This window comes from Saccharothrix stipae (assembly GCF_054781895.1).
Map to the genome: position 1 here is coordinate 1,010,790 of NZ_BAAGTN010000017.1, position 22,828 is coordinate 1,033,617.

24 protein-coding genes are annotated in these 22,828 nt (G+C 73.0%); 18 read left to right on the forward strand and 6 right to left on the reverse strand.

Annotated features, from left to right (window positions below; genetic code table 11):
* Positions 1-82 precede the first annotated feature (82 nt).
* The 4 genes from dacB (at position 83) to hpt (ending at position 4,109) form a co-directional block, all read left to right on the forward strand.
* Complete coding sequence (gene dacB / locus ACYVLT_RS32930; RefSeq protein WP_461124025.1) at positions 83-1,411, forward strand: D-alanyl-D-alanine carboxypeptidase/D-alanyl-D-alanine endopeptidase; 1,329 nt, start codon at positions 83-85, stop codon at positions 1,409-1,411.
* Positions 1,412-1,590: 179 nt separating this feature from the next.
* Positions 1,591-2,604 (forward strand): zinc-dependent metalloprotease, encoded by a 1,014-nt coding sequence (locus ACYVLT_RS32935; protein ID WP_461124026.1) that lies wholly within the window; start codon positions 1,591-1,593, stop codon positions 2,602-2,604.
* A 24-nt stretch (positions 2,605-2,628) separates the two neighbouring features.
* The gene (gene tilS, locus ACYVLT_RS32940) at positions 2,629-3,540 is read left to right on the forward strand and encodes a tRNA lysidine(34) synthetase TilS (RefSeq protein ID WP_461124027.1); all 912 of its coding nucleotides are present in this window, start codon (positions 2,629-2,631) and stop codon (positions 3,538-3,540) included.
* Between the two features lie 17 nt (positions 3,541-3,557).
* A complete protein-coding gene (gene hpt / locus ACYVLT_RS32945; RefSeq protein ID WP_461124173.1) occupies positions 3,558-4,109 on the forward strand; it encodes a hypoxanthine phosphoribosyltransferase in 552 nt (183 codons plus the stop codon).
* Between the two features lie 53 nt (positions 4,110-4,162).
* Here the strand turns inward: hpt and ACYVLT_RS32950 are convergent, their stop codons facing one another.
* Positions 4,163-5,863 carry a substrate-binding and VWA domain-containing protein gene (locus tag ACYVLT_RS32950; RefSeq protein WP_461124028.1) on the reverse strand — a complete coding sequence of 567 codons (1,701 nt, stop codon included), beginning with the start codon at positions 5,861-5,863 and terminating at the stop codon, positions 4,163-4,165.
* Positions 5,864-6,283: 420 nt separating this feature from the next.
* Here ACYVLT_RS32950 and ftsH point away from each other — a divergent pair, with 420 nt between their 5' ends.
* The 8 genes from ftsH to ACYVLT_RS32990 are packed head-to-tail and all read left to right on the forward strand — an operon-like array spanning position 6,284 to position 14,156.
* Positions 6,284-8,608, forward strand: coding sequence for an ATP-dependent zinc metalloprotease FtsH (ftsH, locus tag ACYVLT_RS32955; RefSeq protein ID WP_461124029.1), 2,325 nt, complete (start codon positions 6,284-6,286; stop codon positions 8,606-8,608).
* 17 nt (positions 8,609-8,625) lie between these two features.
* Positions 8,626-9,249 carry a GTP cyclohydrolase I FolE gene (folE, locus tag ACYVLT_RS32960; RefSeq protein WP_461124174.1) on the forward strand — a complete coding sequence of 208 codons (624 nt, stop codon included), beginning with the start codon at positions 8,626-8,628 and terminating at the stop codon, positions 9,247-9,249.
* A gap of 29 nt (positions 9,250-9,278) precedes the next feature.
* Complete coding sequence (gene folP / locus ACYVLT_RS32965) at positions 9,279-10,067, forward strand: dihydropteroate synthase (RefSeq protein ID WP_461124175.1); 789 nt, start codon at positions 9,279-9,281, stop codon at positions 10,065-10,067.
* 28 nt (positions 10,068-10,095) lie between these two features.
* Positions 10,096-10,458: a dihydroneopterin aldolase gene (folB, locus tag ACYVLT_RS32970; RefSeq protein ID WP_461124176.1), complete on the forward strand. Its 363-nt coding sequence runs from the start codon at positions 10,096-10,098 to the stop codon at positions 10,456-10,458.
* Entirely contained in the window at positions 10,451-10,933 is a 483-nt protein-coding gene (gene folK / locus ACYVLT_RS32975; RefSeq protein WP_461124030.1) for a 2-amino-4-hydroxy-6-hydroxymethyldihydropteridine diphosphokinase, read from the forward strand. Before folB ends, folK begins: the two co-directional genes overlap by 8 nt.
* Positions 10,934-10,987: 54 nt before the next feature.
* A complete protein-coding gene (locus ACYVLT_RS32980) occupies positions 10,988-11,644 on the forward strand; it encodes a maleylpyruvate isomerase family mycothiol-dependent enzyme (RefSeq protein WP_461124031.1) in 657 nt (218 codons plus the stop codon).
* A gap of 17 nt (positions 11,645-11,661) precedes the next feature.
* Positions 11,662-12,114, forward strand: a complete 453-nt coding sequence (locus ACYVLT_RS32985; RefSeq protein WP_461124032.1) for a DUF3180 domain-containing protein — start codon at positions 11,662-11,664, stop codon at positions 12,112-12,114.
* A gap of 50 nt (positions 12,115-12,164) precedes the next feature.
* Positions 12,165-14,156, forward strand: a complete 1,992-nt coding sequence (locus ACYVLT_RS32990) for a DUF6779 domain-containing protein (RefSeq protein WP_461124033.1) — start codon at positions 12,165-12,167, stop codon at positions 14,154-14,156.
* A gap of 3 nt (positions 14,157-14,159) precedes the next feature.
* Here the strand turns inward: ACYVLT_RS32990 and ACYVLT_RS32995 are convergent, their stop codons facing one another.
* Genes ACYVLT_RS32995 through ACYVLT_RS33005 form a run of 3 tightly spaced genes read right to left on the reverse strand, consistent with a single transcriptional unit; the run spans position 14,160 to position 16,199 of the window.
* Positions 14,160-15,224, reverse strand: a complete 1,065-nt coding sequence (locus ACYVLT_RS32995; RefSeq protein WP_461124034.1) for an NADH-quinone oxidoreductase subunit D — start codon at positions 15,222-15,224, stop codon at positions 14,160-14,162.
* Between the two features lie 41 nt (positions 15,225-15,265).
* Positions 15,266-15,712 carry a DUF1203 domain-containing protein gene (locus tag ACYVLT_RS33000; protein WP_461124035.1) on the reverse strand — a complete coding sequence of 149 codons (447 nt, stop codon included), beginning with the start codon at positions 15,710-15,712 and terminating at the stop codon, positions 15,266-15,268.
* Between the two features lie 55 nt (positions 15,713-15,767).
* A complete protein-coding gene (locus ACYVLT_RS33005; protein ID WP_461124036.1) occupies positions 15,768-16,199 on the reverse strand; it encodes a MarR family winged helix-turn-helix transcriptional regulator in 432 nt (143 codons plus the stop codon).
* Between the two features lie 58 nt (positions 16,200-16,257).
* Between ACYVLT_RS33005 and ACYVLT_RS33010 the strand changes: the two genes are divergently transcribed.
* The gene (locus tag ACYVLT_RS33010) at positions 16,258-16,581 is read left to right on the forward strand and encodes a cupin domain-containing protein (protein WP_461124037.1); all 324 of its coding nucleotides are present in this window, start codon (positions 16,258-16,260) and stop codon (positions 16,579-16,581) included.
* 3 nt (positions 16,582-16,584) lie between these two features.
* Here the strand turns inward: ACYVLT_RS33010 and ACYVLT_RS33015 are convergent, their stop codons facing one another.
* On the reverse strand, positions 16,585-17,499 hold the full coding sequence (locus tag ACYVLT_RS33015) for an SAM-dependent methyltransferase (RefSeq protein ID WP_461124038.1): 915 nt from the start codon (positions 17,497-17,499) through the stop codon (positions 16,585-16,587).
* A gap of 30 nt (positions 17,500-17,529) precedes the next feature.
* On the opposite strand from ACYVLT_RS33015, the gene ACYVLT_RS33020 reads away from it, so the two are divergent.
* The 5 genes from ACYVLT_RS33020 to ACYVLT_RS33040 all read left to right on the forward strand — a co-directional run bounded on the left by ACYVLT_RS33020 (position 17,530) and on the right by ACYVLT_RS33040 (position 21,892).
* Positions 17,530-18,702, forward strand: a complete 1,173-nt coding sequence (locus ACYVLT_RS33020; protein WP_461124039.1) for a PrsW family intramembrane metalloprotease — start codon at positions 17,530-17,532, stop codon at positions 18,700-18,702.
* Positions 18,703-18,793: 91 nt separating this feature from the next.
* Positions 18,794-19,702, forward strand: coding sequence for a Rossmann-like and DUF2520 domain-containing protein (locus tag ACYVLT_RS33025; protein WP_461124040.1), 909 nt, complete (start codon positions 18,794-18,796; stop codon positions 19,700-19,702).
* Entirely contained in the window at positions 19,699-20,589 is an 891-nt protein-coding gene (gene panC / locus ACYVLT_RS33030; protein ID WP_461124041.1) for a pantoate--beta-alanine ligase, read from the forward strand. The genes ACYVLT_RS33025 and panC overlap by 4 nt, the downstream gene beginning before the upstream one ends.
* Before the next feature lie 10 nt (positions 20,590-20,599).
* The gene (gene panD, locus ACYVLT_RS33035; protein ID WP_461124042.1) at positions 20,600-21,094 is read left to right on the forward strand and encodes an aspartate 1-decarboxylase; all 495 of its coding nucleotides are present in this window, start codon (positions 20,600-20,602) and stop codon (positions 21,092-21,094) included.
* Positions 21,095-21,106: 12 nt separating this feature from the next.
* A complete protein-coding gene (locus ACYVLT_RS33040) occupies positions 21,107-21,892 on the forward strand; it encodes a type III pantothenate kinase (RefSeq protein ID WP_461124043.1) in 786 nt (261 codons plus the stop codon).
* A 154-nt stretch (positions 21,893-22,046) separates the two neighbouring features.
* Here the strand turns inward: ACYVLT_RS33040 and ACYVLT_RS33045 are convergent, their stop codons facing one another.
* A complete protein-coding gene (locus ACYVLT_RS33045) occupies positions 22,047-22,802 on the reverse strand; it encodes a class I SAM-dependent methyltransferase (RefSeq protein ID WP_461124044.1) in 756 nt (251 codons plus the stop codon).
* Positions 22,803-22,828 lie beyond the last annotated feature (26 nt).

Consider the following 22,828-nt stretch of genomic DNA (forward strand, 5'->3'; position numbering starts at 1 on the left):
TGAACCGATCACGGAAAGTGAAGCGCCGGCACTCCCGGCGCGTCGTCGGAAGCGCCCGTTCGTGCTCGCCGCAGTGGCCTTGATGGTGATCGCCCTCGCGGGCACGGCGGTGACCGGCACCCGGATGGGGTGGTTCGACACCACCCCGGCGCCGACGACGGCCGCGCCGCTGCCGCCCGCGCCCGTGTCGTTGGCGATGAAGGGGGTCGGCGCGGGCGGCACCCCGGCCACGGCCGCGGGCGTGCGCGCGGTGCTGGCCGGTCCGGCGGCGAACGGGCTGCTGGACCCCGTGTCGGGCGTGGTGGTGGACCCGGTCACCGGGACGGTGCTGTGGAACCAGGGCGAGGCGACGCCGTTGACGCCCGCGTCCACGATCAAGATCCTCACCGCCGCGGCGGCGTTGCTGAGCCTCGACCACACGTCCCAGCTGTCGACCAAGGTCGTGCGGGGCGCGCAGCCGGGGTCGGTCGTGCTGGTCGGCGGGGGTGACCCGACGCTGTCGTCCCTGCCCGCCGGGCAGCCGACGGTGTACCCGGGCGCGGCGACGATCGACGACCTGGCCGCGCAGGTGCGTGCCGCCGGTGGCCCGGTGACGCAGGTGCAGTACGACGTGTCCCGGTACGCGGGACCGGGGACCGCGCCCGGTTGGCACCCCGACGACGTGCCGGGCGGGTACGTCGCGCCGATCGAGCCGGTGATGCTGGACGGCGGGCGTGAGGACCCGACGAAGGACGAGGTGCGGCGCACGTCGACCCCCGCGGCGCTGGCGGCGCAGGGGTTGGCGCAGCGGTTGGGCGTGCCGGCGGTGGCTGCGGGCGTGGCGCCGCCGGGCGCGGAGGTGCTCGGCGAGGTGAAGTCCGTGCCGGTGGACCGGTTGGTCGAGAACCTGATGCAGATCTCGGACAACGTGCTGGCCGAGACGATGGCGCGGGAGGTGGCCAAGGCGCGCGGGGCGGAGCCGTCGTTCGCCGGTGCGGCCAAGGCCGTGCGGGACGTGCTGACGGAGAACGGGTTCGACCTGTCGGCGGCCACGATGGTGGACGGCAGCGGGTTGTCGCCGAACGACAAGGTGCCCGCGAAGCTGCTGGCCGACGTGCTCGTGGCGGCGGCCAAGCCGGACGCCTCCGACCCCAGGACGGCCAAGCTGCGCCCGTTGCTGACGGCCCTGCCGGTGGCGGGCGGCAGCGGCACGCTGGCCAACCGCTACGAGCAGTGGGGTGCCGGCGGGCGCGGTTGGGTGCGGGCCAAGACGGGCACGTTGACCAGCGTGAACTCGCTCGCGGGCGTGGTGGTGGACGCCGAGGGGCGGCTGCTGGTGTTCGCGTTCATCTCGTTGAGCGGCGACGAGCTCGCGCAGGTGCGTGGCGCGCTGGACGAGATGGCCGCCGCCCTGCGCGGTTGCGGCTGCTGACCTGTCCTGAGCGTTGAACTCGGGGTACCTGAACGTAGGACACGCCTGTTCCGGACGTAGGACACGCGCGACCTGAACGTAGGACTCTCGCGTGAGTCCTACGTTCGGAACGCGTGAGTCGTACGTTCAGGACGTGAGAGTTCTACGTTCGGGCGGGTTGCGCAGGTAGCGTCAGGAGGGTGAACCCGGCGACGCAGGACCGCAGTGCCCCGGTCGATTGGGCCCTGGCCGTCACCACGGCGACCAGGCTCGTCCGCCCCGGCCCGGTCGTGCCCAGAGCCGAGGCCGACGTCGCCGTGCACCGCCTGCGCGAACTCGCCGTGGACGCCGAGGTGCACGTCCGCGACCTCACCGGCCTCGGTCACGGGCTGCCGCTCAAGCAGGGCGAGGTGGTCGACCGGCCGGCTTGGGTGCGCGCCGCCGTGCAAGGGCTCGCCGCGCTCACCGACGGCGCCCTGCCGAAGCAGTCCGGCGCGCTCAGCGGCGTCCTCGCGGGCACGGCGGGCGTCCAGGCGGGTGTCGTCATCGCGTTCCTCAGCGGCCGGGTGCTCGGCCAGTACGACCCGTTCTCCGAAGGCGGCCGGCTGCTGCTGGTCGCGCCGAACATCGTCGGCGCCCAACGCGCCCTCGACGTCTCCGGCGAGGACTTCAGCATGTGGGTGTGCCTGCACGAGGGCACCCACCGCCTGCAGTTCACCGCCGTGCCGTGGCTCGCCGACCACTTCGCGGGCCTGGTCGGCACCCTGCTCGGCAGCATGGACGAGAGCTCCGCGCCACGCCTGCGCGACCTGCCGAAGCGGCTGCGCGAGGCGGGCGGCCTGGTGGAACTGCTGCAGAGCCCCGCGCAGCGCGAGGTGCTCGACCGGCTCATCGCCCTGTCGACGCTGCTGGAGGGCCACGCCGACCACGTGATGGACGCCGTCGGCCCGGACGTCGTGCCGTCGGTCCGCACGATCCGCGAGCGCTTCACCGCCCGCCGCCAGGGCGGTGGTGTGCTGGACCGGGTGCTGCGCACCCTCCTCGGCGTCGAGGCGAAGGTCCGCCAGTACGCGGAGGGCGCGGCGTTCACCGGGCACGTGGTCGACGCGGTCGGCATGGACCGCTTCAACACCATCTGGACCAGCGCGGACACCCTGCCCACGCGCGCGGAGATCGCCGACCCGGCGGGGTGGCTGCGTCGCGTCCAGCCGTGAGCGAGCAGCCATGAGCGACCAGTCGTGAACGGACCCCTCGCCGAAGTGCGCACGGCCGTCAAGCGCTTCCTGCACGAGCACCGACCCGACCAGGTGACCGTCGCGGTGAGCGGCGGCGCGGACTCGCTCGCCCTGGCCGCCGTCACGGCCGGGCTCACCGAGGCCAGGGCCGTCGTCGTGGACCACGGCCTGCAAGCCGACTCCGCCGACGTCGCCGAACGGGCCGCGCACACCTGCCGCGAGCTGGGCCTGACCGCCGAGGTGCGCCGCGTCGTCGTCACCGGACCGGGTGGTCCTGAAGCGGCCGCCCGCCGGGCCAGGTACGCGGCGCTGAGACCGGAGCGCGGCCTGGTGCTGCTCGGCCACACCAGGGACGACCAGGCGGAGACGGTGCTGCTCGGCCTCGGCCGCGGCTCCGGGCCGCGCAGCATCGCCGGGATGCGCCCGCACGACCCGCCGTGGGGCCGTCCGCTGCTGCGCGTCTCCCGGGCCGTGACGAACGCCGCCTGTGCCGAACTCGGCCTCACGCCGTGGAGCGACCCGCACAACGAGGACCCGCGCTACACCAGGGTCCGCCTGCGCCGCGAGGTCCTCCCGCTGCTGGAGGAGGTCCTCCGGGGCGGGGTGGCCGACGCCCTCGCCCGCACTGCGGCCCACCTGCGTGAGGACAACGACGCGCTGGACGAGCTCGCCGAGGCGTTCGACGGCGACTGCCGCTCGGTCGACGACGTGGCACGCCTGCCGACCGCGCTGCGCCGCCGCGTCCTGCGCCGCTGGCTGCTGGCCGAGGACGTGCCCGAGTTGTCCGACTCGCACCTGCGCCGGGTCGACGCACTGGTGAGCGAGTGGCGTGGACAGGGCGGCGTGTGGCTGCCCGGCGGCTTTGTGGCGCGGCGCGCGCATGGCAGGCTGCGAGTGGAACCAGTGCAGTCATGACAAAAGGGGAACCGTCCGTGTACGACGGCGACATCAGTTCCGTGCTCATCAGTGAGCAGGAGATCAGCGACAAGGTCACCGAGCTGGCCAACAAGGTCGCGGCTGACTACCCGGCCGACGGTGTGAACGACCTGGTGCTGATCACCGTGCTCAAGGGCGCGGTGATGTTCATGACCGACCTGGCCAGGGCGTTGCCGGTGCCGGTGCAGCTGGAGTTCATGGCGGTGAGCTCCTACGGCTCGTCGACCTCGTCCTCCGGCGTGGTGCGCATCCTCAAGGACCTCGACCGGGACATCGCGGACCGCGACGTGATCATCGTCGAGGACATCATCGACTCGGGCCTGACGCTGTCGTGGCTGCTCAAGAACCTGGCGTCGCGCAAGCCGCGGTCGCTGGAGGTGTGCACGCTGCTGCGCAAGCCGGACGCGGTGAAGGTCGAGGTGCCGGTCAAGTACGTCGGCTTCGAGATCCCCAACGAGTTCGTCGTCGGCTACGGCCTGGACTACGCCGAGCGCTACCGCGACCTGCCCTACATCGGCACCCTGGACCCGAAGGTCTACTCAAGCTGAGGACGCGGAACGGGGGCGGCCCGCGATGGTGCCGCCCCCGTTCCGACTCGCCGTCAGCAGTTCGGCCGGCAGCGCCTCTGCGAGATGCCGTCCAGGAGCACGCCGCGGATGTCCTCTGGCTCCATGGCCTGGTAGGCCTTGCCGCCGGTGGCGTCGGCGATCTGGCGCAACGCGTTCATGTCGGCGTCGGCGCCCAGGCCCACCATGATCATCGGCACCGGGCGGGCCGGGTCGGCCTCCTGCTTCAAGGTGGCCAGCAGGCCGGGCAGGTCGATGCTGGAGATGTCGTCATTGCTGCCGTCGGTGATCAGCGTGACCGAGTTGATCTTCGACGGGTCGTAGGTCTGCTGCACGTGTCGGAACGCGGCCAGCGCCGTCTCGTGCAACGACGTGCCGCCGCCGACCAGGGCGGGCAGGTTCCCCGCGCCCTTCTGCAGCTGCACCCGGCGCGGCGCGCCGCCGATCGGCTCGCCCAGCGGTCCGACCGGCACCAGCTCGATCCAGTCGTTCGGCGGCTTCTTGTTCGTCGAGAACGCCCAGAGGCCGATCTCCGAGGTGTCGGGCAGCATGCCCAGCGCGGTCAGCGCCGCCTCCCGGGCCGCCTCGATCCTGGTCTGGCCGTTGCTCATCTTCTCCGCCATCGAACCGGAGACGTCCAGCACGGCCAGCAGCCTGGTGTCCAGGCTCACCGCGCCCCACGTCCGCAGCAGCTCGGAGACCTGGTCCGGGTCCGGCGTCTTCAGCACGGCCACGTCGTCGCCGCGCACGCCGTGCTCCTCGTTCGTCCACCCGCCGGGCGCGCTGCCGTCGGCCGTGCGGAAGCCCGCCTCGGTGAACCGCTGGGCGGTCCGGCCGGTGCGCAACGCCTTCTCGAAGTCCACCGCGGCCTGCGCGGTGCCCGCCTGCTCGCCCGGCCGGCTCACCCGCACCAGCGGGTAGTCGAACGAGACCGTGCCCTCCTTGGGGTAGGACGCGACCACGCGGCGCGCCCCGGCCGCCCGGTTGGCGGCCAGCACGGACTGCTCCGAAGCGGTGAACACCGGCGCGTTCTCCGCGCCCTGCACGGCCTTGCCGAACGCGTCGCGCACGGACGGCAGCGCGTTGCGGCCCACCCGCAGCAGCGCGCCGATCAGCTCCGGCTTCGGCGTGCCGTCCGGGTTGCCCAGCTGCGCGCGGATGACCGCCAGCGTGGCCAGGCCCTCGGTGGACGTGGTCGGGTCGCTCAACGTCACCGGCACCGTGGGGTCGACCACCTTCGCCCAGGTCACGGGCGAGATCGGCCAGCCGAGCGCGGTCATCGCCCGCTCCGAGCCCGCGATCACCAGCGGCGAGCTCGCCAGCGGGTCGAGGATGTCCAGCCGCGGCGCCTCGGCGCCCTCGTCACCGGCCTGCCGCTGGGTCTCCGCCGCCCACATGGACGAGTCCGGCACCCACAGCGCGGGCGGGTTGATCTGCGCGGTCGGCAGCTCGTTGGCCACGTCGGCCGCGCCGCGCGCCTCCACCTGCACCTGCACGCACTTGTCGTCCACCATGGGTTGGGTGGTCTGGTAGTCGTCGGCGGCGCCGCGGACGACCTCCTCGATCGCCGGGGTGACCGCGATCTTGAGCGGGAGGGTGCCCCGGCACTCGGGGCCGCTGGTGGCTCGCAGCGCCACCACGGTGACGCCCGCGGCGGCGATGACGCCGAGCAGCGCGCCGACGGGCAGGAGGACGCGGCGGAAGCGACCGGGCTTGTCCGGGTTGCGAGCTGACATGCTTCGTACCTTCGGTCGGTGTTCACCCTTTCGGGTGGGCGAAGAACACTCGGTGGTTGGCCGAGGATGACACGGCTCACTCACATGACAAACTCTCGTGTTCTACATCACTCGAATGGTCCTCACATCGTCGCTACCTGCTAGTAACGGACCACCCCATGTAAGTGTTACGGGGTTGAGCCCCACCCGGTTCATGATCGAGTCATCCGACCGGCTGAACCGCGCTGACCTGGGATCCGTGTTCGCGGTCACCACGGGAACCCCGGGCGGCCCTCGCCCGTTGGTCGGGCAAGACGCGACAGGGCCCGCACGCGGAGCGCTTCGCCCGAGCCATGGGCGGTAGTCTGGTCGGACGGGTGTGCCCGTCTGCGCCCGTCGACAAGTCAGGGAGGGTCGAGGCCGCCCGCCGGCCGTAAGTGCATGGACCGCAAGCGCCTGCTTCGCAACCCGCTGCTGTGGATCGTGGCGGTGTTGCTGCTCTTTTACGCCTTCAACGTGCTCTTCGACGACAACCGGGGCTACACCCCGATCAAGACGTCCCAGGCACTGCAACAGATCCGGGACGGCCAGGTCAAGGAAGCCACGATCGAGGACAAGGAGCAGCTCCTCAAGCTCACCCTCAACGACGGGGTGACCGTCGAGGGCAGCAACCGCGTGCGCGCCCAGTTCCCGGCGAGCTCAACGGACGAGATCTTCACCATCCTCGACCAGGCGGGCAACAAGCCGGTCGTCGAGACCAAGGTCACCCAGGACTCGTTCCTGATGCAGATGCTGCTGTACCTGGTCCCGCTGGGCCTGCTGCTGCTCCTGCTGATGTGGATGATGAACAACGCCCAGGGCGGCGGGAACCGCGTCCTGAACTTCGGCAAGTCCAAGGCGAAGCAGCTGTCCAAGGACATGCCCAAGACGACGTTCGCGGACGTCGCGGGCGCCGAAGAGGCCGTCGAAGAGCTCTACGAGATCAAGGACTTCCTGCAGAACCCGGGCCGCTACCAGGCCCTGGGCGCGAAGATCCCCAAGGGCGTGCTGCTGTACGGCCCGCCCGGCACCGGCAAGACGCTGCTCGCGCGCGCCGTGGCCGGTGAGGCCGGGGTGCCGTTCTACTCGATCTCCGGCTCGGACTTCGTGGAGATGTTCGTCGGCGTCGGCGCCTCGCGCGTGCGCGACCTGTTCGAACAGGCCAAGCAGAACGCGCCGTGCATCATCTTCGTCGACGAGATCGACGCGGTCGGCCGCCACCGCGGCGCCGGCATGGGCGGCGGGCACGACGAGCGCGAGCAGACGCTCAACCAGCTGCTGGTCGAGATGGACGGCTTCGACTCGCGCGGCGGGATCATCCTGATCGCGGCGACGAACCGGCCCGACATCCTCGACCCGGCGCTGCTGCGCCCCGGCCGGTTCGACCGGCAGATCCCGGTGTCCGCGCCGGACCTGAAGGGCCGCAAGCAGATCCTGCGCGTGCACTCCAAGGGCAAGCCGTTGGCGCCCGAGGCGGACCTCGACGGCCTGGCCAAGCGCACCGTCGGCTTCTCCGGCGCCGACCTGGCCAACGTGGTCAACGAGGCCGCGCTGCTCACCGCGCGCAAGAACGGCACGATCATCACCAGCGTCGAGCTGGAGGAGTCGGTCGACCGGGTGATCGGCGGTCCGGCCCGCAAGAGCCGGATCATCTCCGAGAAGGAGAAGAAGATCACCGCCTACCACGAGGCCGGGCACGCCCTGGCCGCGTGGGCGATGCCGGACATCGACCCGGTCTACAAGGTCACGATCCTGGCCCGCGGCCGGACGGGTGGTCACACCCTCTCCGTGCCCGAGGAGGACAAGGACCTGATGACCAGGTCCGAGATGATCGCCCGGCTGGTGTTCGCGCTGGGCGGCCGCTCCGCCGAGGAGCTGGTCTTCCACGAGCCGACCACGGGCGCGTCCAACGACATCGAGCAGGCGACCAAGATCGCCCGCGCGATGGTGACCGAGTACGGCATGTCCGCCCGGCTCGGCGCGGTCAAGTACGGCCAGGAGCAGGGCGAGCCGTTCCTCGGCCGCAGCATGGGCCGGCAGGCCGACTACTCGCTGGAAGTCGCGCACGAGATCGACGAGGAAGTCCGCGAGCTGATCGAGGCCGCGCACACCGAGGCGTACGAGGTGCTCAACACCTACCGCGACGTGCTCGACGCGTTGACGCTGGAGCTGATCGAGAAGGAGACCCTGCACCAGAAGGACCTGGAGCGGGTGTTCGCCGGCGTCGAGAAGCGGCCGCGGATCACCAAGTTCAACGACTTCGGCAACCGCACCCCGTCGGACAAGCCGCCGGTCAAGACCCCGGCGGAACTGGCCAAGGAGCGCGGCGAGCCGTGGCCGCCCGCGATCGAGGACACCCTGGACCAGGAGCTGCCGCCGGCGCAGGACCCGGTGCCGACGCCGACCAACGGCAGCAACGGCGTGCAGGCCCAGCCGTACCCGCAGGCACAGCCCTACCCCCAGGCCCAGTCGTACCCCCAGGGCCAGAACCACCCGCAGGGGCAGAGCTACCCGCCGGCCCAGAACTACCCGCCGGCCCAGCCGCAGTCCTACCCGCCGCAGCCGCAGCACCCGTCGTCCGGTCCGCCGAACTACGGCGCGCCGCCCGGGTGGACGCCGGCCACGGTGCCCGGCGGCGCCCCGCAGCCACCGCAGTGGCAGCCGGAGCCGACGGACGCGGAAGCGGGGAAGCGGTCCTTCGACACGGACCCGGACAACCGCACGTGACCGAGCAAGGCACCGCGATCGACCAGACCGGCCTCTCCGTGAACGGGGGGGCCGGTCTCGCGCGCCGGCCCTTCGACCAGAAGCGGGCCGAGGAGGCGGTGCGCGAGCTGCTGCTCGCGTGCGGTGAGGACCCGGAGCGCGAAGGGCTGCGGGACACGCCCGCCCGGGTGGCGCGCGCCTACCGGGAGCTGTTCGCCGGGCTGCACACCGACCCGGACAGCGTGCTGGCCAAGACGTTCGACGAGAGCCACGAGGAGTTGGTGCTGGTCACCGACATCCCGATGTTCTCGTTCTGCGAGCACCACCTGCTGCCGTTCCACGGCGTCGCGCACGTCGGGTACATCCCGAACGAGCACGGCCGGGTGACCGGGTTGTCGAAGCTGGCCCGGCTGGTCGACCTGTACGCCAAGCGGCCGCAGGTGCAGGAGCGGCTGACGTCGCAGGTGGCCGACGCGTTGATGCGCCGGCTCGAACCGCGCGGCGTGATCGTGGTGGTCGAGGCCGAGCACCTGTGCATGGCCATGCGCGGCGTGCGCAAGCCCGGTTCGCGGACCACGACCTCGGCGGTGCGCGGGTTGCTGCGCAGCTCGGCGTCGTCGCGGGCGGAGGCCATCGAGCTGATCAAGGGACGTTTGCGGTGAGCGTGCCCAGGCCTGGGCACTGCGTGGTGATGGGCGTGCTCAACGTGACCCCGGACTCGTTCTCCGACGGCGGCCGGTACCTCGACCTGGACGAGGCGGTGGCGCACGGCGTGGCGATGTTCCGGCGCGGCGCGGACCTGGTGGACGTGGGTGGCGAGTCGACGCGGCCCGGCGCGGACCGGGTGTCGCCGGAGGTGGAGGCGCGGCGGGTCGCGCCGGTGATCCGGGCGCTGGTCGCGGAGGGCGTGCCGGTCAGCGTGGACACCACGCGGGCCGAGGTGGCGCGGGCCGCGCTGGACGCGGGCGCGACGATCGTGAACGACGTGTCCGGCGGGTTGGCCGACCCGGCGATGGCGCCGCTGGTGGCGTCGGCGGGCGTGCCGTACGTGCTGATGCACTGGCGGGGGCACAGCAGGCGGATGGACGAGCTGGCCGTGTACGACGACGTGGTGCGCGACGTGCGCGACGAGTTGTGCCGCCAGGTGGACGCCGCCCTGGCCGCCGGGGTGGCGGCGGACGACATCGTCCTGGACCCCGGTCTCGGCTTCGCGAAGGACGCCACGCACAACTGGCAGCTGCTCAACGGGCTGGACTCGTTGCTGGAGCTGGGTTTCCCGGTGCTCGTCGGCGCGTCGCGCAAGCGCTTCCTGGGCGCCCTGTTCGGCGAGCGGCCACCCGACGGCCGGGAGGACGCGACCGCGGCGGTGTCGGCGCTGGCGGCGTTCGCGGGCGCGTGGGGCGTGCGGGTGCACGACGTGGACCGGTCGTTGGACGCGGTCGCGGTGGCGGGGGCGTGGAGGCGGGGCAGTGCCCACTGACGTGAGCGCTCCAGCGGAGGTGGCCGAGGTGTCCGACCGGATCTCGTTGCGCGGCCTGCGGGTGCGCGGGTTCCACGGCGTGTTCGAGCACGAGAAGCGCGACGGCCAGGACTTCCTGGTCGACATCACCGCGTGGCTGGACCTGTCGCGCGCGGCGGCCACCGACGACCTGCGGGAGACGTTGCACTACGGCGAGTTGGCCGAGCGCGCGGCGGCGATCGTGGCCGGCGGGCCGTACGACCTGATCGAGACGGTCGCGGGCAAGGTCGCCGACGAGGTGATGACCGACCTGCGGGTGCGGGTGACCGAGGTGACCGTGCACAAGCCGTCCGCACCGATCCCGTTGGCCTTCGAGGACGTCTCGGTGACGATCAGGCGCACCCGTGACTAGGGCGGTGCTGTCGCTCGGCTCGAACCTGGGCGACCGGCTGGGCCACCTGCGGCTGGCGGTGGCCGGGTTCGCCGACGTGCTGGTGGCCGCGTCGCCGGTGTACGAGACCGCGCCGTGGGGCGTGACCGACCAGGGCGACTTCCTCAACGCGGTGCTGGTCGTGTCCGGCGACGTGGACGAGTGGGGCTGGCTGCGGCGCGGGCAGGCGTTGGAGCAGGCCGCCGGTCGGGTGCGGGAACGGCGGTGGGGGCCGCGCACGCTGGACGTGGACGTCGTGACGGTGGACGGCGTGCGGTCGTCCGACCCGGAACTGCTGCTGCCGCACCCCGGCGCGCACGACCGCGCGTCCGTGCTGGCGCCGTGGCTGGACGTGGAGCCGGACGCGGTCGTGCCGGGGCACGGCCCGGTGCGCGACCTGCTCGCCGGTCTGGACCTCACCGGGGTCACCCGACGGGATGATCTCCGGCTGACCTGAGCGGCGCTGCGGCGCCCGGACGACCGGGCTAGCGTTGGCCGCGGAGGTGGCGCGATGAGCAACGCGGTCACTTACGACGCCGCACGGCGGCGGATCATCAGCCTGGTCACCGGCGGCGATCCGGATGCGCCGGTGGCCGCCTGTCCCGGGTGGACGGTCAAGGACGTGCTCGCCCACCTCGCCGCGGAGTTGGGCGACTTCAGCGAGCAGCGGTTCGACGGTGTCGAGGACGGGTCGTGGGGCGAGCGGCACGTCGCCGACCGGCGCGGCCGCACCACGGGCGAGCTGCTGGTCGAGTGGGAGCGGAGCTTCCAGGTCGCCGAAGGGCTGTTCGACTCGCCGTCGGGCGCGGTGCTGGTCGCGGAGATCGTCTCGCACGAGCACGACATCCGCACCGCGCTGGGGCGCCCGGGCGAGCGGGACAACGTGGCCGTGCGCGCCGCGTTGACCCGACCGTTGCAGGAGTTGGACAAGCGGATGCGGGCGCGGCACCTGCCCGCGTTGCGGATCACGTTGGAGCACGGCGACCGGGTGGTGGGCGAGGGCGAGCCCGCGGGCGCGCTGCGGACGTCGTCGTTCGAGTTGCTGCGGGTGCTGGGTGGACGGCGCAGCGACGACCAGGTGCGCGCGCTGGACTGGGACGCCGATCCCGCCCCGTGGCTGCCCGTGCTGTCGATGTTCGGCAGGCGGGACACCGCGTTGGTCGAGTAGTCGGGGACGATGGTGGGGTGAGGTTCACCAAGCCCCGTGACCTGCTCGCCGCCGGACTCGTCGCGGGCCTGCTCGCGCACCTGCTGATCAGGCTCGCCTACGACACGCTCCCGCCGCTGCCGACGTTCGCCGGTTTCACCCTGCTCGTGATCGCGGCGGTCAACCTGTGGCTCGCGTTCTCGCTGCGCGCCCGCATCCTGCGCAAGCCGGGCGCGCGGCCGGTCGAGCCGTTGGCCGCGGCGCGGGCGGTGGCGTTCGCCAAGGCCTCGTCGCTGCTGGGCGCGATCATGCTCGGCGCGTGGGCCGGTGTGCTCGTGTACGTGCTGCCGGCGCGCGGTGAGTTCGAGGCGGCCGACAACGACACGGTGAGCGGCATCGTCGGGGTGGTCTGCGCGGCCGTGCTCATCGCCGCCGCGCTGTGGCTGGAACGGTGCTGCAAGACGCCCGACGACCCGCATCTCGATCAATAGATACGGACGCCGAGGTCTCAATCGGGTAACTGACCGGTACGGTAGACGCCATGACCGGGCGAGGCGCGTCGGACGATGACGAGCAGCAAGATCACGGTCGTGGCTCCGGGCGGCTACTGCTGGTAGCGGCATTGGCGCTCGCACTCGGTGCCGCGGCGGTGCTGGTGCTGAGCGACAACGCCCGCTGGCTGCGGTTGGCCGTGGTGGCCGCGCTGTGGGCCGCGCTGGTCGGCGCGTTCCTCGCGGCCCGGTACCGCAAGCAGATCACCGAGCGCGAGGACGAGGTGGCCGACCTGCAGTCGGTCTACGAGCTGGAGCTGGAACGCGAGGTCGCGGCGCGGCGCGAGTACGAGCTGGAGGTCGAGGCCGAGACCCGCAAGCGGGTGCAGGAGGAGGCCAAGGACGACCTGGAGGCGCTGCGCGGCGAGCTGCGCGCCCTGCGGGAGAACCTGGAGGCCCTGCTCGGCGGCGAGGTGCTGGTGGAACGCGTGGCGCTGCGCGCCGAGTCGACCCGGATGCGCGCCCTGTCCGACCAGTCCCGGCTGATGGCCGTGGGTGACCAGCGGATCATCAACGCCGGTCCGGCCGTGCCGGTGACGAAGAAGGTCGCGGAGAAGCCGCAGGTCGACCGCACCGAGCTGATCGAGCGGGTGAACGTGGAGACCTCGCGCAAGGACCAGGTGCGGCGTCCCGAACCGACGCGCCCGGAGCCCGCGCGGCGCGAGCAGGCCCAGCCGGTGCGCCGGGAGCCCGCCCGGGCGGCGGCCCAGGCCCGCCCGACGCCGCCCGTGGTGGTGCGGCGGGAGCCGGCGAAGCCGGATCCGACCGAGCGGGTGAACCGGGACGTGGCGGCGCGGTTGGGTGCGCCCGCGGCGGCCGCTCGGCCCGCCGAGCCCGCCGAGCGGACGCGGGCGGCCGAGCCGTCGAAGACCGAGCACACCGTGCAGCGGCGCAGCCGTGTGGCCGAGCGGACCGAGATGATCAGCCGGGAGGCGCTGGCCGAAGGTCAGACACGGCGACCGGACACCGCCGGCGGGGCCGTGCGGCGGACGCCGGGGCGTCCCGAGTCGACGGGTGAGCAGCGGGCCGTGCCCCGGGTCGAGTCGACCGGCGAGCAGCGGTCGGCGGCGTCGCCGGACGTGCGCCGGCCGTCGACCGCGCGGGTGGAGCTGACCGGCGAGCACCGTCCGGTGGGTCGCCCGGATCCGGTTGAGCCTGGTCGTCGGCCCGCCGCGCGGGTGGACGCGACGAGTGAGCACCGGCCCGTCGGGCGCCCGGATCCTGTTGAGCCTGGTCGTCGCCCTGCGGCGCGCGCGGACCTGACCGGTGAGCACCGGCCGGTGGGTCGTCCTGATCCGGTGGTTGAGTCGGGTCGTCGGTCTGCGGCGCGGGTGGACGCGACGGGTGAGCACCGGCCCGTCGGACGCCCGGATCCGGTCGGCGAGGCGGACCGTCGGTCGGGTGCGCGGGTGGACGTGACGGGTGAGTCGCGGGCCGCGGCGCGTCCGGATCCGGTGGGCGAGACCGGTCGTCGGTCGGCCGCCCGGGTCGACCTGACCGGTGAGCACCGGCCCGTGGGTCGTCCGGACCCGGTCCGCGAACCGGCGCGCCGACCCGCGGCGCGGGCCGAGCTGACCGGCGAGCACGTGCCGGTCGCGAGTCGGTCGGAGGCCGCTCGCCGCACGACCGAGGACGACGTGCGCCGGTCGCGCCGCGCGGCCGAGCCGGCCGGTGGGCACCGGCCGGTGGTCGGTGAGCCGGAGTCGATCGGCGGGCGTTCGGCGGACTCCGCGTCGGCTTCCGTGACGCCGCCGGAGGGCCGTCGTCGGGCGGCCGAGCCCGCGGGCGAGCCGGGCGGTCGGCGTCGGGCCGAGGAGCGCTGGGACTCGTGGGAGGACAGCCCCAAGCCGTCCGGCAGGCGCGGCGCGCCGGAGCCGGCCGAGCCCGCCGGGGCGCACGCGGACGGCAAGTCGGTCAGCGAGCTGCTCGCCGCGTTCGGCGGCGCCGACTCGCCCCGCCGCCGTCGCCGCCGCGAGGACTGACCCTCACTTGTCGATGTCGCCGACGACCACGGCGAACGACCCGAGCACCGCGGGCAGGTCGGCCACCCCCGTGCCGGGCAGCAGCGCGGACAGCGCCTGCACGTTGTTGAACGACGGCGTGCGCAGCTTGAGCCGCCACGGCGTCTTCTCGCCCCGTGACGCGAGGTGCACGCCGGACGTGCCCAGCGGCGCCTCGACCCACGTGTAGACCGAGCCCTCGGGCGCCTTGATCGCCTTGGGCAGGCGCAGGTTGACCGGGCCGGTCGGCAGCCGGTCCAGGCACTGGCGGGCGAGCGCGACCGAGTGCCGCACCTCGTCCACCATGCCGCGGACGCGGGCCAGCGCGTCGCCCTCGGACCGGACCACGGGGCGCACGTCCAGGTTCCGGTAGCCGGGCAGCGGGTCGTCGCGGCGCAGGTCGAAGTCCACTCCGGACGCCCGCCCGATCGGACCGGTGACGCCGAACGCCAGCGCGGCGTCCCGGGTCAGCACGCCGATGCCCGCCAGACCTGCCGGCGCCTCGCCCGGGTCCACAGTGGACAGCACCTCGCGCACCCGGTCGGTCCAGCCGGCGGGCACGTCCTCGCGCAGGCCGCCGATCCGGTTGGCCATGAAGTGGATCCGGCCGCCGGACGCCTCCTCCAGCACCGCCTGCACGGCGTCGCGGTCGCGGGCGCCGGTCAGCGGTGCGAGGAAGACCAGGTGCGCCATGATCCGGTTGAGCTCGCACAGCAGCACGCGCAGCGCCTGGGCGCGGGGCGGGACGTCCATGCCGGTCATCCGCTCCACGGCCAGCGCGACGGCCAGCTCGTTGCAGAAGGCGGCGAGCCAGTCGTGCCGGTTGGCCAGGGTGAGGACCTGCCGGTAGTCGCGGACCTCGAACAGCTTCTCCGCGCCCCGGTGCAGGTGGCCGACCAGGGGCTCGGCGGCGGTGATGACCTCGTCGTCGCGGACCGCCAGCCGCAACCGGTACGCGCCGTGCGCCGACGGGTGCAGTGGGCCGAGGTCGACCACGCGGTCGACCCCGAGGTGCCGCGCACCGGCGCCGACGCCGACGGTGATCTCCACCCGCCCATCGTCGCACGGCCCGTCGTCGCCGGGGTCGAGGGCTAATCGCGGGTGATCGCGAACAGGAAGCACCCGTGGGACACGCTGCGGACCTGGACCTCGGCGACCTCCGGGTGGTCGAGCAACGCCTCGACGCGGTCCGACAGGCTTTCCGGCTCCGCGATCTCGCCGTCGTGGATGCGGCCCCCGGCGGTGTAGGCGCGCAGCGTCCGCCGCGCGTGGCGGAACGCCTCCGGGAACTCCGCGGTGCTCGCGGGCCCGTCGCACGGCTCGGCATGGGCGAACACCGGCCCCAGCTCCTCGTACGGCCCGACGCCGGCCGTGGGCGTGTGGCGGAAGAGGATCACCGGCTCACCCGGTCCGGCCTTGCGCAGGCAGCAGCGCAGTGGCGCGCCGGGTGACTCGTCGTGCAGCTCGTGGTGCTCGTCGGTGCCGGCGAGCTCGCGAGCGCGGTCCAGCACGTCGTCCGGCAGCGCGTGGATTCTCATGCGCTCGACCCTGGTCGGGCGCGGGTCGCGGTGCCGGCGGTCTTCGGCCGTCGTGTCACCACACCGGGCGGATACCGCCCTCGGCGTCCGCGAGATAGGTCTCCAACGCCTCGCGCAGGACGGTCAGCCGTTCGGCGCCGACGACTGCCGCGAACTCGGCTTCCAGCTCCGCCCAGAGGGAGTCGGCGAGGCGGAGGTACGACCGGCCCTTGCCGGTCAGGGTCAGGACCTGGGCGCGGCGGTCCTTCGGGTGCGGGGTCCGGTGGACGTAGCCCCAGTCGACCAGCTCGGCCGCGGTCTTGGTCGCCGCCTGCTTGGAGACGCCGAGGTGGGCGGCGAGGTCGACGGCGGTGGCGGCGGGCCGGTCGGCGAGGTAGCGGAAGACGAAGCCGTGCGCCGGGCGCAGGGGTTCGAGGTCGCGTTCGGCGAGTCGTTCGTGGAACCGGTCGGTCATCAGGCGGAAGGTCCTGGCGAACAGGATCGACACGGGCTCCACGGTCGCCTAGTCTGCTACAAGACAACCAAGTTGACTAGTTTGGAGAACGATGTTCGAGCGCCACGGCTTCGTGTTCCGCCCCCACGCCACGCCGTCGAAGGGCGGTAGCACCCAGATCGCCCTGTGGACGGTCGAGGTGCCGGCGGACGCGAAGAGCGAGCGGCACCAGGTCGACAAGGAGGAGGTGTTCCACGTCCTCGAAGGCCGGGTGACGATCAACGAGGTCGAGGCGGGCGCCGGAGAGACGGTCGTCGTCCCGCCGCACGTGGAGTTCCAGCTGGTCGGCGGCCCGGCCAAGGTCCTGGTCGCCACGTCGGTCGGCATCACCGGCCTGGTCGGGGACCAGCGGATCACCCCGCCCTGGTCCCAGTAGGGCTCAAGGCCGCCACGGGGGCAGGGGCGGGAGCAGGGACGACACGGGCACGCCGACGCCGTGCAGCAGCCAGCCGAACGACCCCAACCCGCCCTCGGCCCGCAGCTCCGCGATCCGGGACGCCCGCTCGGCCGCCGCCAACCACTCCACCCCGGCCCCCGTGCCCACCCTGCCCACCAGGCCCAGCGCCGCCAAGGCGTCCCGCTGCGAGACCAGCACCCGGTCGCCGCCCGCCGCCTCGGCGCACGCGTCCAGCGCCACGTGCGCGGTCAGGTCGCAGCTGCCGTCGAACACCGGCTCCACCCGCCGCCCGCCCCGGTACGCCGCGAACGTCCCCGCCGCGTACCGACCCGCCGCCCGGTCGGCCAGCACGTGCCCGTAGTCCACCGCCAACGCCGCCCCGCGCACGACCCGCGACACGGCCCGCGCCCAAGCCGCGTCCCTCGGCGCCCCGACCTCCGCCCGCTCCCCCTCTCCCACCGGCCACCACCGATCCAACCAAGGATGGGACAACGGCCCCGTGACCAGCGGGCACGGCACCGCGTCCAGCCATTCGTGCCCCACCAGCAACCCGGACACCGCGGCGGGCAACGCCGACCTCCACCGCACACCCGGCACCGACCGGGCCGGCCCGAGGTCCACCGCGGTCACCACCAACCGCGCCGCCAACGACCCGGGCGCGCCCGACCGCACCGCCGCCGCCAGCTCCCCGCCACCGGCCCCGACGTCCACGAAGTCCAGCCGCGCCGGCCTGCCGAGCGCGAAGTCCACTCGATCGAGCAGCACGAGCAGCGCTTCGGCCAGCTCAGGGCCCACCAGGGGCGCGGTCCGGAAGTGGTCGGCGGGCACCTCACCGCGGGTGAAGAACCCCGACGGCCCGTACAACGCCTCCCGCCACAGGGCTTCCGAGTCCACCACCGGTCAAGTGTCCCTTTAAAGTTCCACCTCGTGACCACTCCCGCCCGCAAGCGCGTCGACCAGCAGCGCTGGACCGTCCTGCTCCCGGTCCTGGGCTTGATCGCGCTCGGCGTGTGCGGACTCGTGCTGCTGGGCCTGGGCACCTCCCAGACCGGCCTGCTGCCGATCCTGGTCGGTGCGGTGGCCGCGCTGCTGCCCGTGCTCGCGGTGATCGGCGCCTACCTGTGGGTCGACCGCTGGGAGCCGGAGCCCGCGAAGATCCTGCTGCTGGCGTTCCTCTGGGGCGCGTGCGGCGCGACGATCACCTCCCTGGTGTTCAACCAGACCGCGCACGTGCTCGGCCAGCTGATCGACGGCGGCGACGGCAGCACGTTCGCCGCCGTGGTGGGCGCGCCGATCACCGAGGAGGCCGCGAAGGCGGCGTTCATCGTGGTGCTGTTCCTGCGCCGGCGGCACGAGTTCGACGGCGTGGTGGACGGCGTGGTCTACGCGGGCGTCACGGCCGCGGGCTTCGCGTTCACCGAGAACATCTGGTACTTCGCCCGCGTCTTCTCCGACAGCGGTTTCGGCGACCTGGGCAGCGGCGTGATCGCGCTGTTCATCCTGCGCGGCGTGCTGTCCCCGTTCGCGCACCCGCTGTTCACGTCGATGACCGGCATCGGCATCGGCATCGCGGCGATGAGCGCGAGCAGGCGGGTGCGGGTCGTCGCACCGGTCCTCGGCTACCTCGGCGCGGCGGGCCTGCACTCGCTGTGGAACTTCTCCACCACCGTCGGCACCGGCTCCACCTTCATCAACCTGTACTTCCTGATCATGGTGCCGATCTTCGCCGGCATGGTGCTCATGGTGGTCTGGCAGCGCCGCCGCGAGCAGCGGATCGTCGCGGGCCAGCTGCCCGCCATGGCCGCCAACAAGTGGATCGCCTCCAGCGAGGTCACCCTGCTGGCCAGCCTCCAGGGCCGCAGCCGGTGGCGGCGCACGGTGCGGCGGCGGGTCGGCGACGAGGCGGCCAAGGCGGTCGCGGGCTACCAGGTGGCCTGCACGGAACTGGCGTTCCTGCGGCACCGCATGGCCAACGGCACCGCGGGCCACGACGCGGAGCAACGCCACGACGCGCTGCTCGCCGCGCTGGTCGCCGCACGTCAGGCCGCCGTCGACGCCCCCGGTGCGCTGAAGGCCGCAGGTGGCGTTCGTCGCAGTTGACGGTCCACCACCACGCACCGGATTACGCTCGCGGCCGTCGTCCGGTACCCGGGCATCGGGACTGGAACGCCGCGGTGAAGGAGTACGTCGCATGGACGCGACCCCCCGCCCCGCGCGGCTGGCCGTGGGAGTGATCTCGGCGGGCCGGGTGGGTTCGGTGCTGGGCGCCGCGCTGTCCCGAGCGGGGCACGTCGTGAGCGCCGTCGCCGCCGTTTCCCGGGACTCGTTGCGCCGCGCCGAGGAGCTGCTGCCCGACGTGCCGGTGCGGCCACCGCCGGACGTCGCCGCCTCCGCCGACCTGGTGCTGCTGGCCGTGCCGGACGACGAGCTGGCGGGCCTGGTCCGCGGCCTGGTCGCCACCGGATCGCTGCGCGCCGGGCAGATCGTCGTGCACACGAGCGGCGCGCAGGGCGTGGACGTGCTGCGGCCCGCCGCCGAGCTCGGCGCGCTGTGCGTGGCGCTGCACCCCGTGATGACCTTCACCGGCCGCGTCGAGGACGTGCAGCGGATGAACGCGTGCTCGGTCGGCGTCACCGCGGCCGACGACGACGAGATCGCCTGGCACGTCGGCGAGGCGTTGGTGGTGGAGATGTCCGCCGAACCGGTGCGCGTGCCCGAGGCCGCCCGCCCGCTCTACCACGCCGCCCTGGCGCACGGCGCGAACCACCTGATCACCCTGGTCGCCGACTGCGCGGACCTGTTGCGCGGCGCGGGCATCGCCGACGCCGAGCGGATGCTCGGCCCGCTGCTGTCCGCCGCCCTGGACAACGCCCTGCGGCACGGCGACCGCGCGCTCACCGGTCCCGTCGCGCGCGGCGACGCGGGCACCGTCGCCAAGCACCTGGCGGTGCTGGCCGACGTGGCGGCCGACACCGGCACCGACACCCTGCCCGCCTACCGGGTCCTCGCGCTCCGCACCGCGGCGCGCGCCCAGGCCGCCGGGCTGCTCAAGCCCGAACTGGCGGCCGACGTCCGCACCACCCTCGAAGGACAGGCATGACCAAGCCGCTCACCAAGGACGACTACGCGCCGGGCGACGTGACGGTGCACCGCGACCCGGACCGGCTGCGCCGGGTCACCAGGGCGTTGAAGGCGGCGGGTCGCAACATCGCCCTGGTGCCGACCATGGGCGCGCTGCACGAGGGCCACCGCAAGCTGATCCGCGAAGCGCAGGTGATGCAGAACACCGTGGTCGTCGTGTCCATCTTCGTGAACCCGACCCAGTTCGGGCCGAACGAGGACTTCGATCGCTACCCGCGCAGCTTCGACGCCGACGTGGACCTCTGCCGCGAGGAGCGCGTCGGCCTGGTGTTCGCGCCGTCGGTCGACGACATGTACCTGCCCGGCGGCACGGTCACCGTCGACCCGGGCCCGCTCGGCGACGAGCTGGAGGGCCGGACCAGGCCCGGCCACTTCACCGGCGTGCTGTCCGTGGTCGCCAAGCTGTTCAACATCGTGCAGCCCAGCTACGCGGTGTTCGGCGAGAAGGACTACCAGCAGCTCACCCTGATCCACCGGATGGCGCGCGACCTCAACTTCCCGCTGGACGTGGTCGGCGTGCCGACCGTGCGCGAGCCGGACGGCCTGGCGCTGTCCTCGCGCAACCGGTACCTGTCCGAAGAGGAGCGCGCCGCCGCGACCGCGTTGTCCGCCGCCCTGGTGGCGGGCGCGTACGTCAGCGGCCAGGGTGCGGACGCCGTGCTCAAGGCCGCCGGCGACACCCTCGCCGCGGTGCCCGGCGTCGACCTCGACTACCTGGAGCTGCGCGCGCCCGACCTCGGTCCCGCGCCGGAGAACGGCGACGCCCGCCTGCTGGTGGCCGCCCGCGTCGGCTCCACCCGACTGATCGACAACGCCGCCGTGCTGCTCGGCACCGGTGACGAGTAAGGGGACCGCCATGTTCCGCACCATGCTCAAGTCGAAGATCCACCGGGCCACCGTCACGCAGGCCGACCTGCACTACGTCGGCTCGGTCACGGTCGACGAGGACCTGATGGAGGCCGCCGACCTGCTGGCCGGCGAGCAGGTGGCGATCGTGGACGTCACCAACGGCGCGCGCCTGGAGACCTACGTGATCCCCGGCGACCGCGGCACCGGCGTGATCGGCATCAACGGCGCGGCGGCGCACCTGGTGCAGCCGGGTGACCTGGTCATCCTCATCGCCTACGGTCAGATGGACGACGCCGAGGCGCGGGCGTACCGGCCGAAGGTCGTCTTCGTCGACGCCGACAACAAGGTGGTCGAGCTCGGCGCGGACCCGGCGCACGCGCCGGAGGGTTCGGGCCTGGTGAACGGCTCGACCTCGGCCCACACCCCGGCGCAACCGGAGCCGGTGGCGGCGGAGACCGAGGACGCGGCGGCGCTGGACGCGTTGATCCAGGCCGAGGACTAGAGGGGACGCGCAGTGCTGCTCGCCATCGACGTCGGCAACACCAACATCGTGCTGGGCCTGTACGACGGCACGGGGGATTCCGCCGCGCTGGTCCGGGACTGGCGGATGCGCACCGACGCCCGGATGACCGCCGACGAGCTGGCGCTGACCATGCGCGGCCTGCTCGGCGAGTACGCCGACAAGATCACCGGCATCTCGGCGCTGTCCACCGTGCCCGCGGTGCTGCGCGAGCTGCGCGTGATGCTCGGCCGGTACTACGGCGGCGTGCCGAAGGTGCTGGTGGAGCCCGGCGTGCGGACCGGCGTGCCGCTGCTGGTCGACAACCCCAAGGAGGTGGGCTCCGACCGGGTGATCAACACGTTGGCCGCGCACCACCTGCACAGCACGGCGTGCGTGGTGGTCGACTTCGGCACGTCCACGAACCTCGACGTGATCTCGGCCAAGGGCGAGTTCCTCGGCGGCGCGCTGGCGCCGGGCATCGAGATCTCCGTGGACGCGTTGGCGGCACGTGCCGCGCAGCTGCGCAAGGTCGAGCTGGTGCGACCCCGCTCGGTGATCGGCAAGAACACCGTGGAGTGCCTCCAGTCCGGCATCGTCTACGGGTTCGTCGGCCAGGTGGACGGCCTGGTGCGCCGGATCGTGGACGAGCTCCAGCTCAGCGAGCCCGGCCCGGTCACGGTCATCGCGACCGGCGGCCTCGCGCCCCTGGTGGTGACCGAGTCGGCCACCATCCAGGCCCACGTCCCGGACCTGACCCTGCTGGGCCTGCGCCTGGTGTTCGAACGCAACCGTGTCTGATGGCCGCTGCTCCGCAGACGGCGGGCTCGGTCGCCTGGAAGTCGATCGTTCGCGCCTGATTTCCCGACGATCGAAGGACATGATCGTCGCGAAGTGAGGCGCGAACGATCGACGCGACCTCGCGATCCAGCGACGCCGCGACCTCGCCCGGGGGTCAGGCCCTCCGCAGGCGCTTCACGTAGGTGGTCAAGGGGAAGTCGAACTCACCGGTGGCGGTCTCGGGGAGGGACTTGAGGAACGCGAGCATCCGCGCGTTCATCGCGGCCCGCTCCTCCTCCGGGATCACCAACGCGTGCGAGTGCGTGTTGACCGTCGCCACCAGGGACTCGGCGGTGCGCCGGTGCACGTGCGGGAAGACCCGGCCGACCGCGTCGGTGAACAGCTCGTGCTCCACCATCGGGTCGAAGTCCAGCTCGTCCTGCGCGCTGACGCTGGACCGCGCGGTCCGGATGAACTCCGCCATCCACGGCACCGAGTTGTCGTAGTCGTTCCACAGCGCCGCCAGCACGCCGCCCGGTCGCAGCACGCGGGCGATCTCCGGCATCGCCCGCTCCGGGTCGAACCAGTGGAACGCCTGCCCGACCACGACCGCGTCCACCGTGCCGTCCGGGACGGGGATGCGCTCCGCGCTGCCGGGCAACGCGCGCGCCGCGCCGTGGTGGCGCACCAGTTCCGACAGCATCGCCTCGTTCGGCTCCACCGCGGTCACGTGGTGCCCCTCGGCGAGCAGGCCGCCGGTCAGCTTGCCCGTGCCCGCGCCGAGGTCGAGCACCTGGTGCGGCCCTTCGCCCAGCGGTTCCAGCACCCAGCGGATGGCCTCGGCGGGGTAGTCCGGTCGGTGTTCCGCGTACGCCGAGGCGCGCGCTCCGAAGGAGTTCGCCCGCCTGGCCCGCAAGTCATCTCCGGTCACCCGCCTGAGCCTAGTGAGATCCGGTT

Coding starts and splice junctions, on each gene's coding strand:
- ACYVLT_RS33000 (WP_461124035.1), bottom strand. CDS start 15,712: ATGAGAATCCACGCGCTGCCGGACGACGTGCTGGACCGCGCTCGCGAG.
- dacB (WP_461124025.1), top strand. CDS start 83: ATGGTGATCGCCCTCGCGGGCACGGCGGTGACCGGCACCCGGATGGGG.
- panC (WP_461124041.1), top strand. CDS start 19,699: ATGACCAAGCCGCTCACCAAGGACGACTACGCGCCGGGCGACGTGACG.
- ACYVLT_RS33025 (WP_461124040.1), top strand. CDS start 18,794: ATGGACGCGACCCCCCGCCCCGCGCGGCTGGCCGTGGGAGTGATCTCG.
- folP (WP_461124175.1), top strand. CDS start 9,279: ATGGGCGTGCTCAACGTGACCCCGGACTCGTTCTCCGACGGCGGCCGG.
- ACYVLT_RS33010 (WP_461124037.1), top strand. CDS start 16,258: ATGTTCGAGCGCCACGGCTTCGTGTTCCGCCCCCACGCCACGCCGTCG.
- ACYVLT_RS32990 (WP_461124033.1), top strand. CDS start 12,165: ATGACCGGGCGAGGCGCGTCGGACGATGACGAGCAGCAAGATCACGGT.
- ftsH (WP_461124029.1), top strand. CDS start 6,284: ATGGACCGCAAGCGCCTGCTTCGCAACCCGCTGCTGTGGATCGTGGCG.
- ACYVLT_RS32980 (WP_461124031.1), top strand. CDS start 10,988: ATGAGCAACGCGGTCACTTACGACGCCGCACGGCGGCGGATCATCAGC.
- ACYVLT_RS32950 (WP_461124028.1), bottom strand. CDS start 5,863: ATGTCAGCTCGCAACCCGGACAAGCCCGGTCGCTTCCGCCGCGTCCTC.
- panD (WP_461124042.1), top strand. CDS start 20,600: ATGTTCCGCACCATGCTCAAGTCGAAGATCCACCGGGCCACCGTCACG.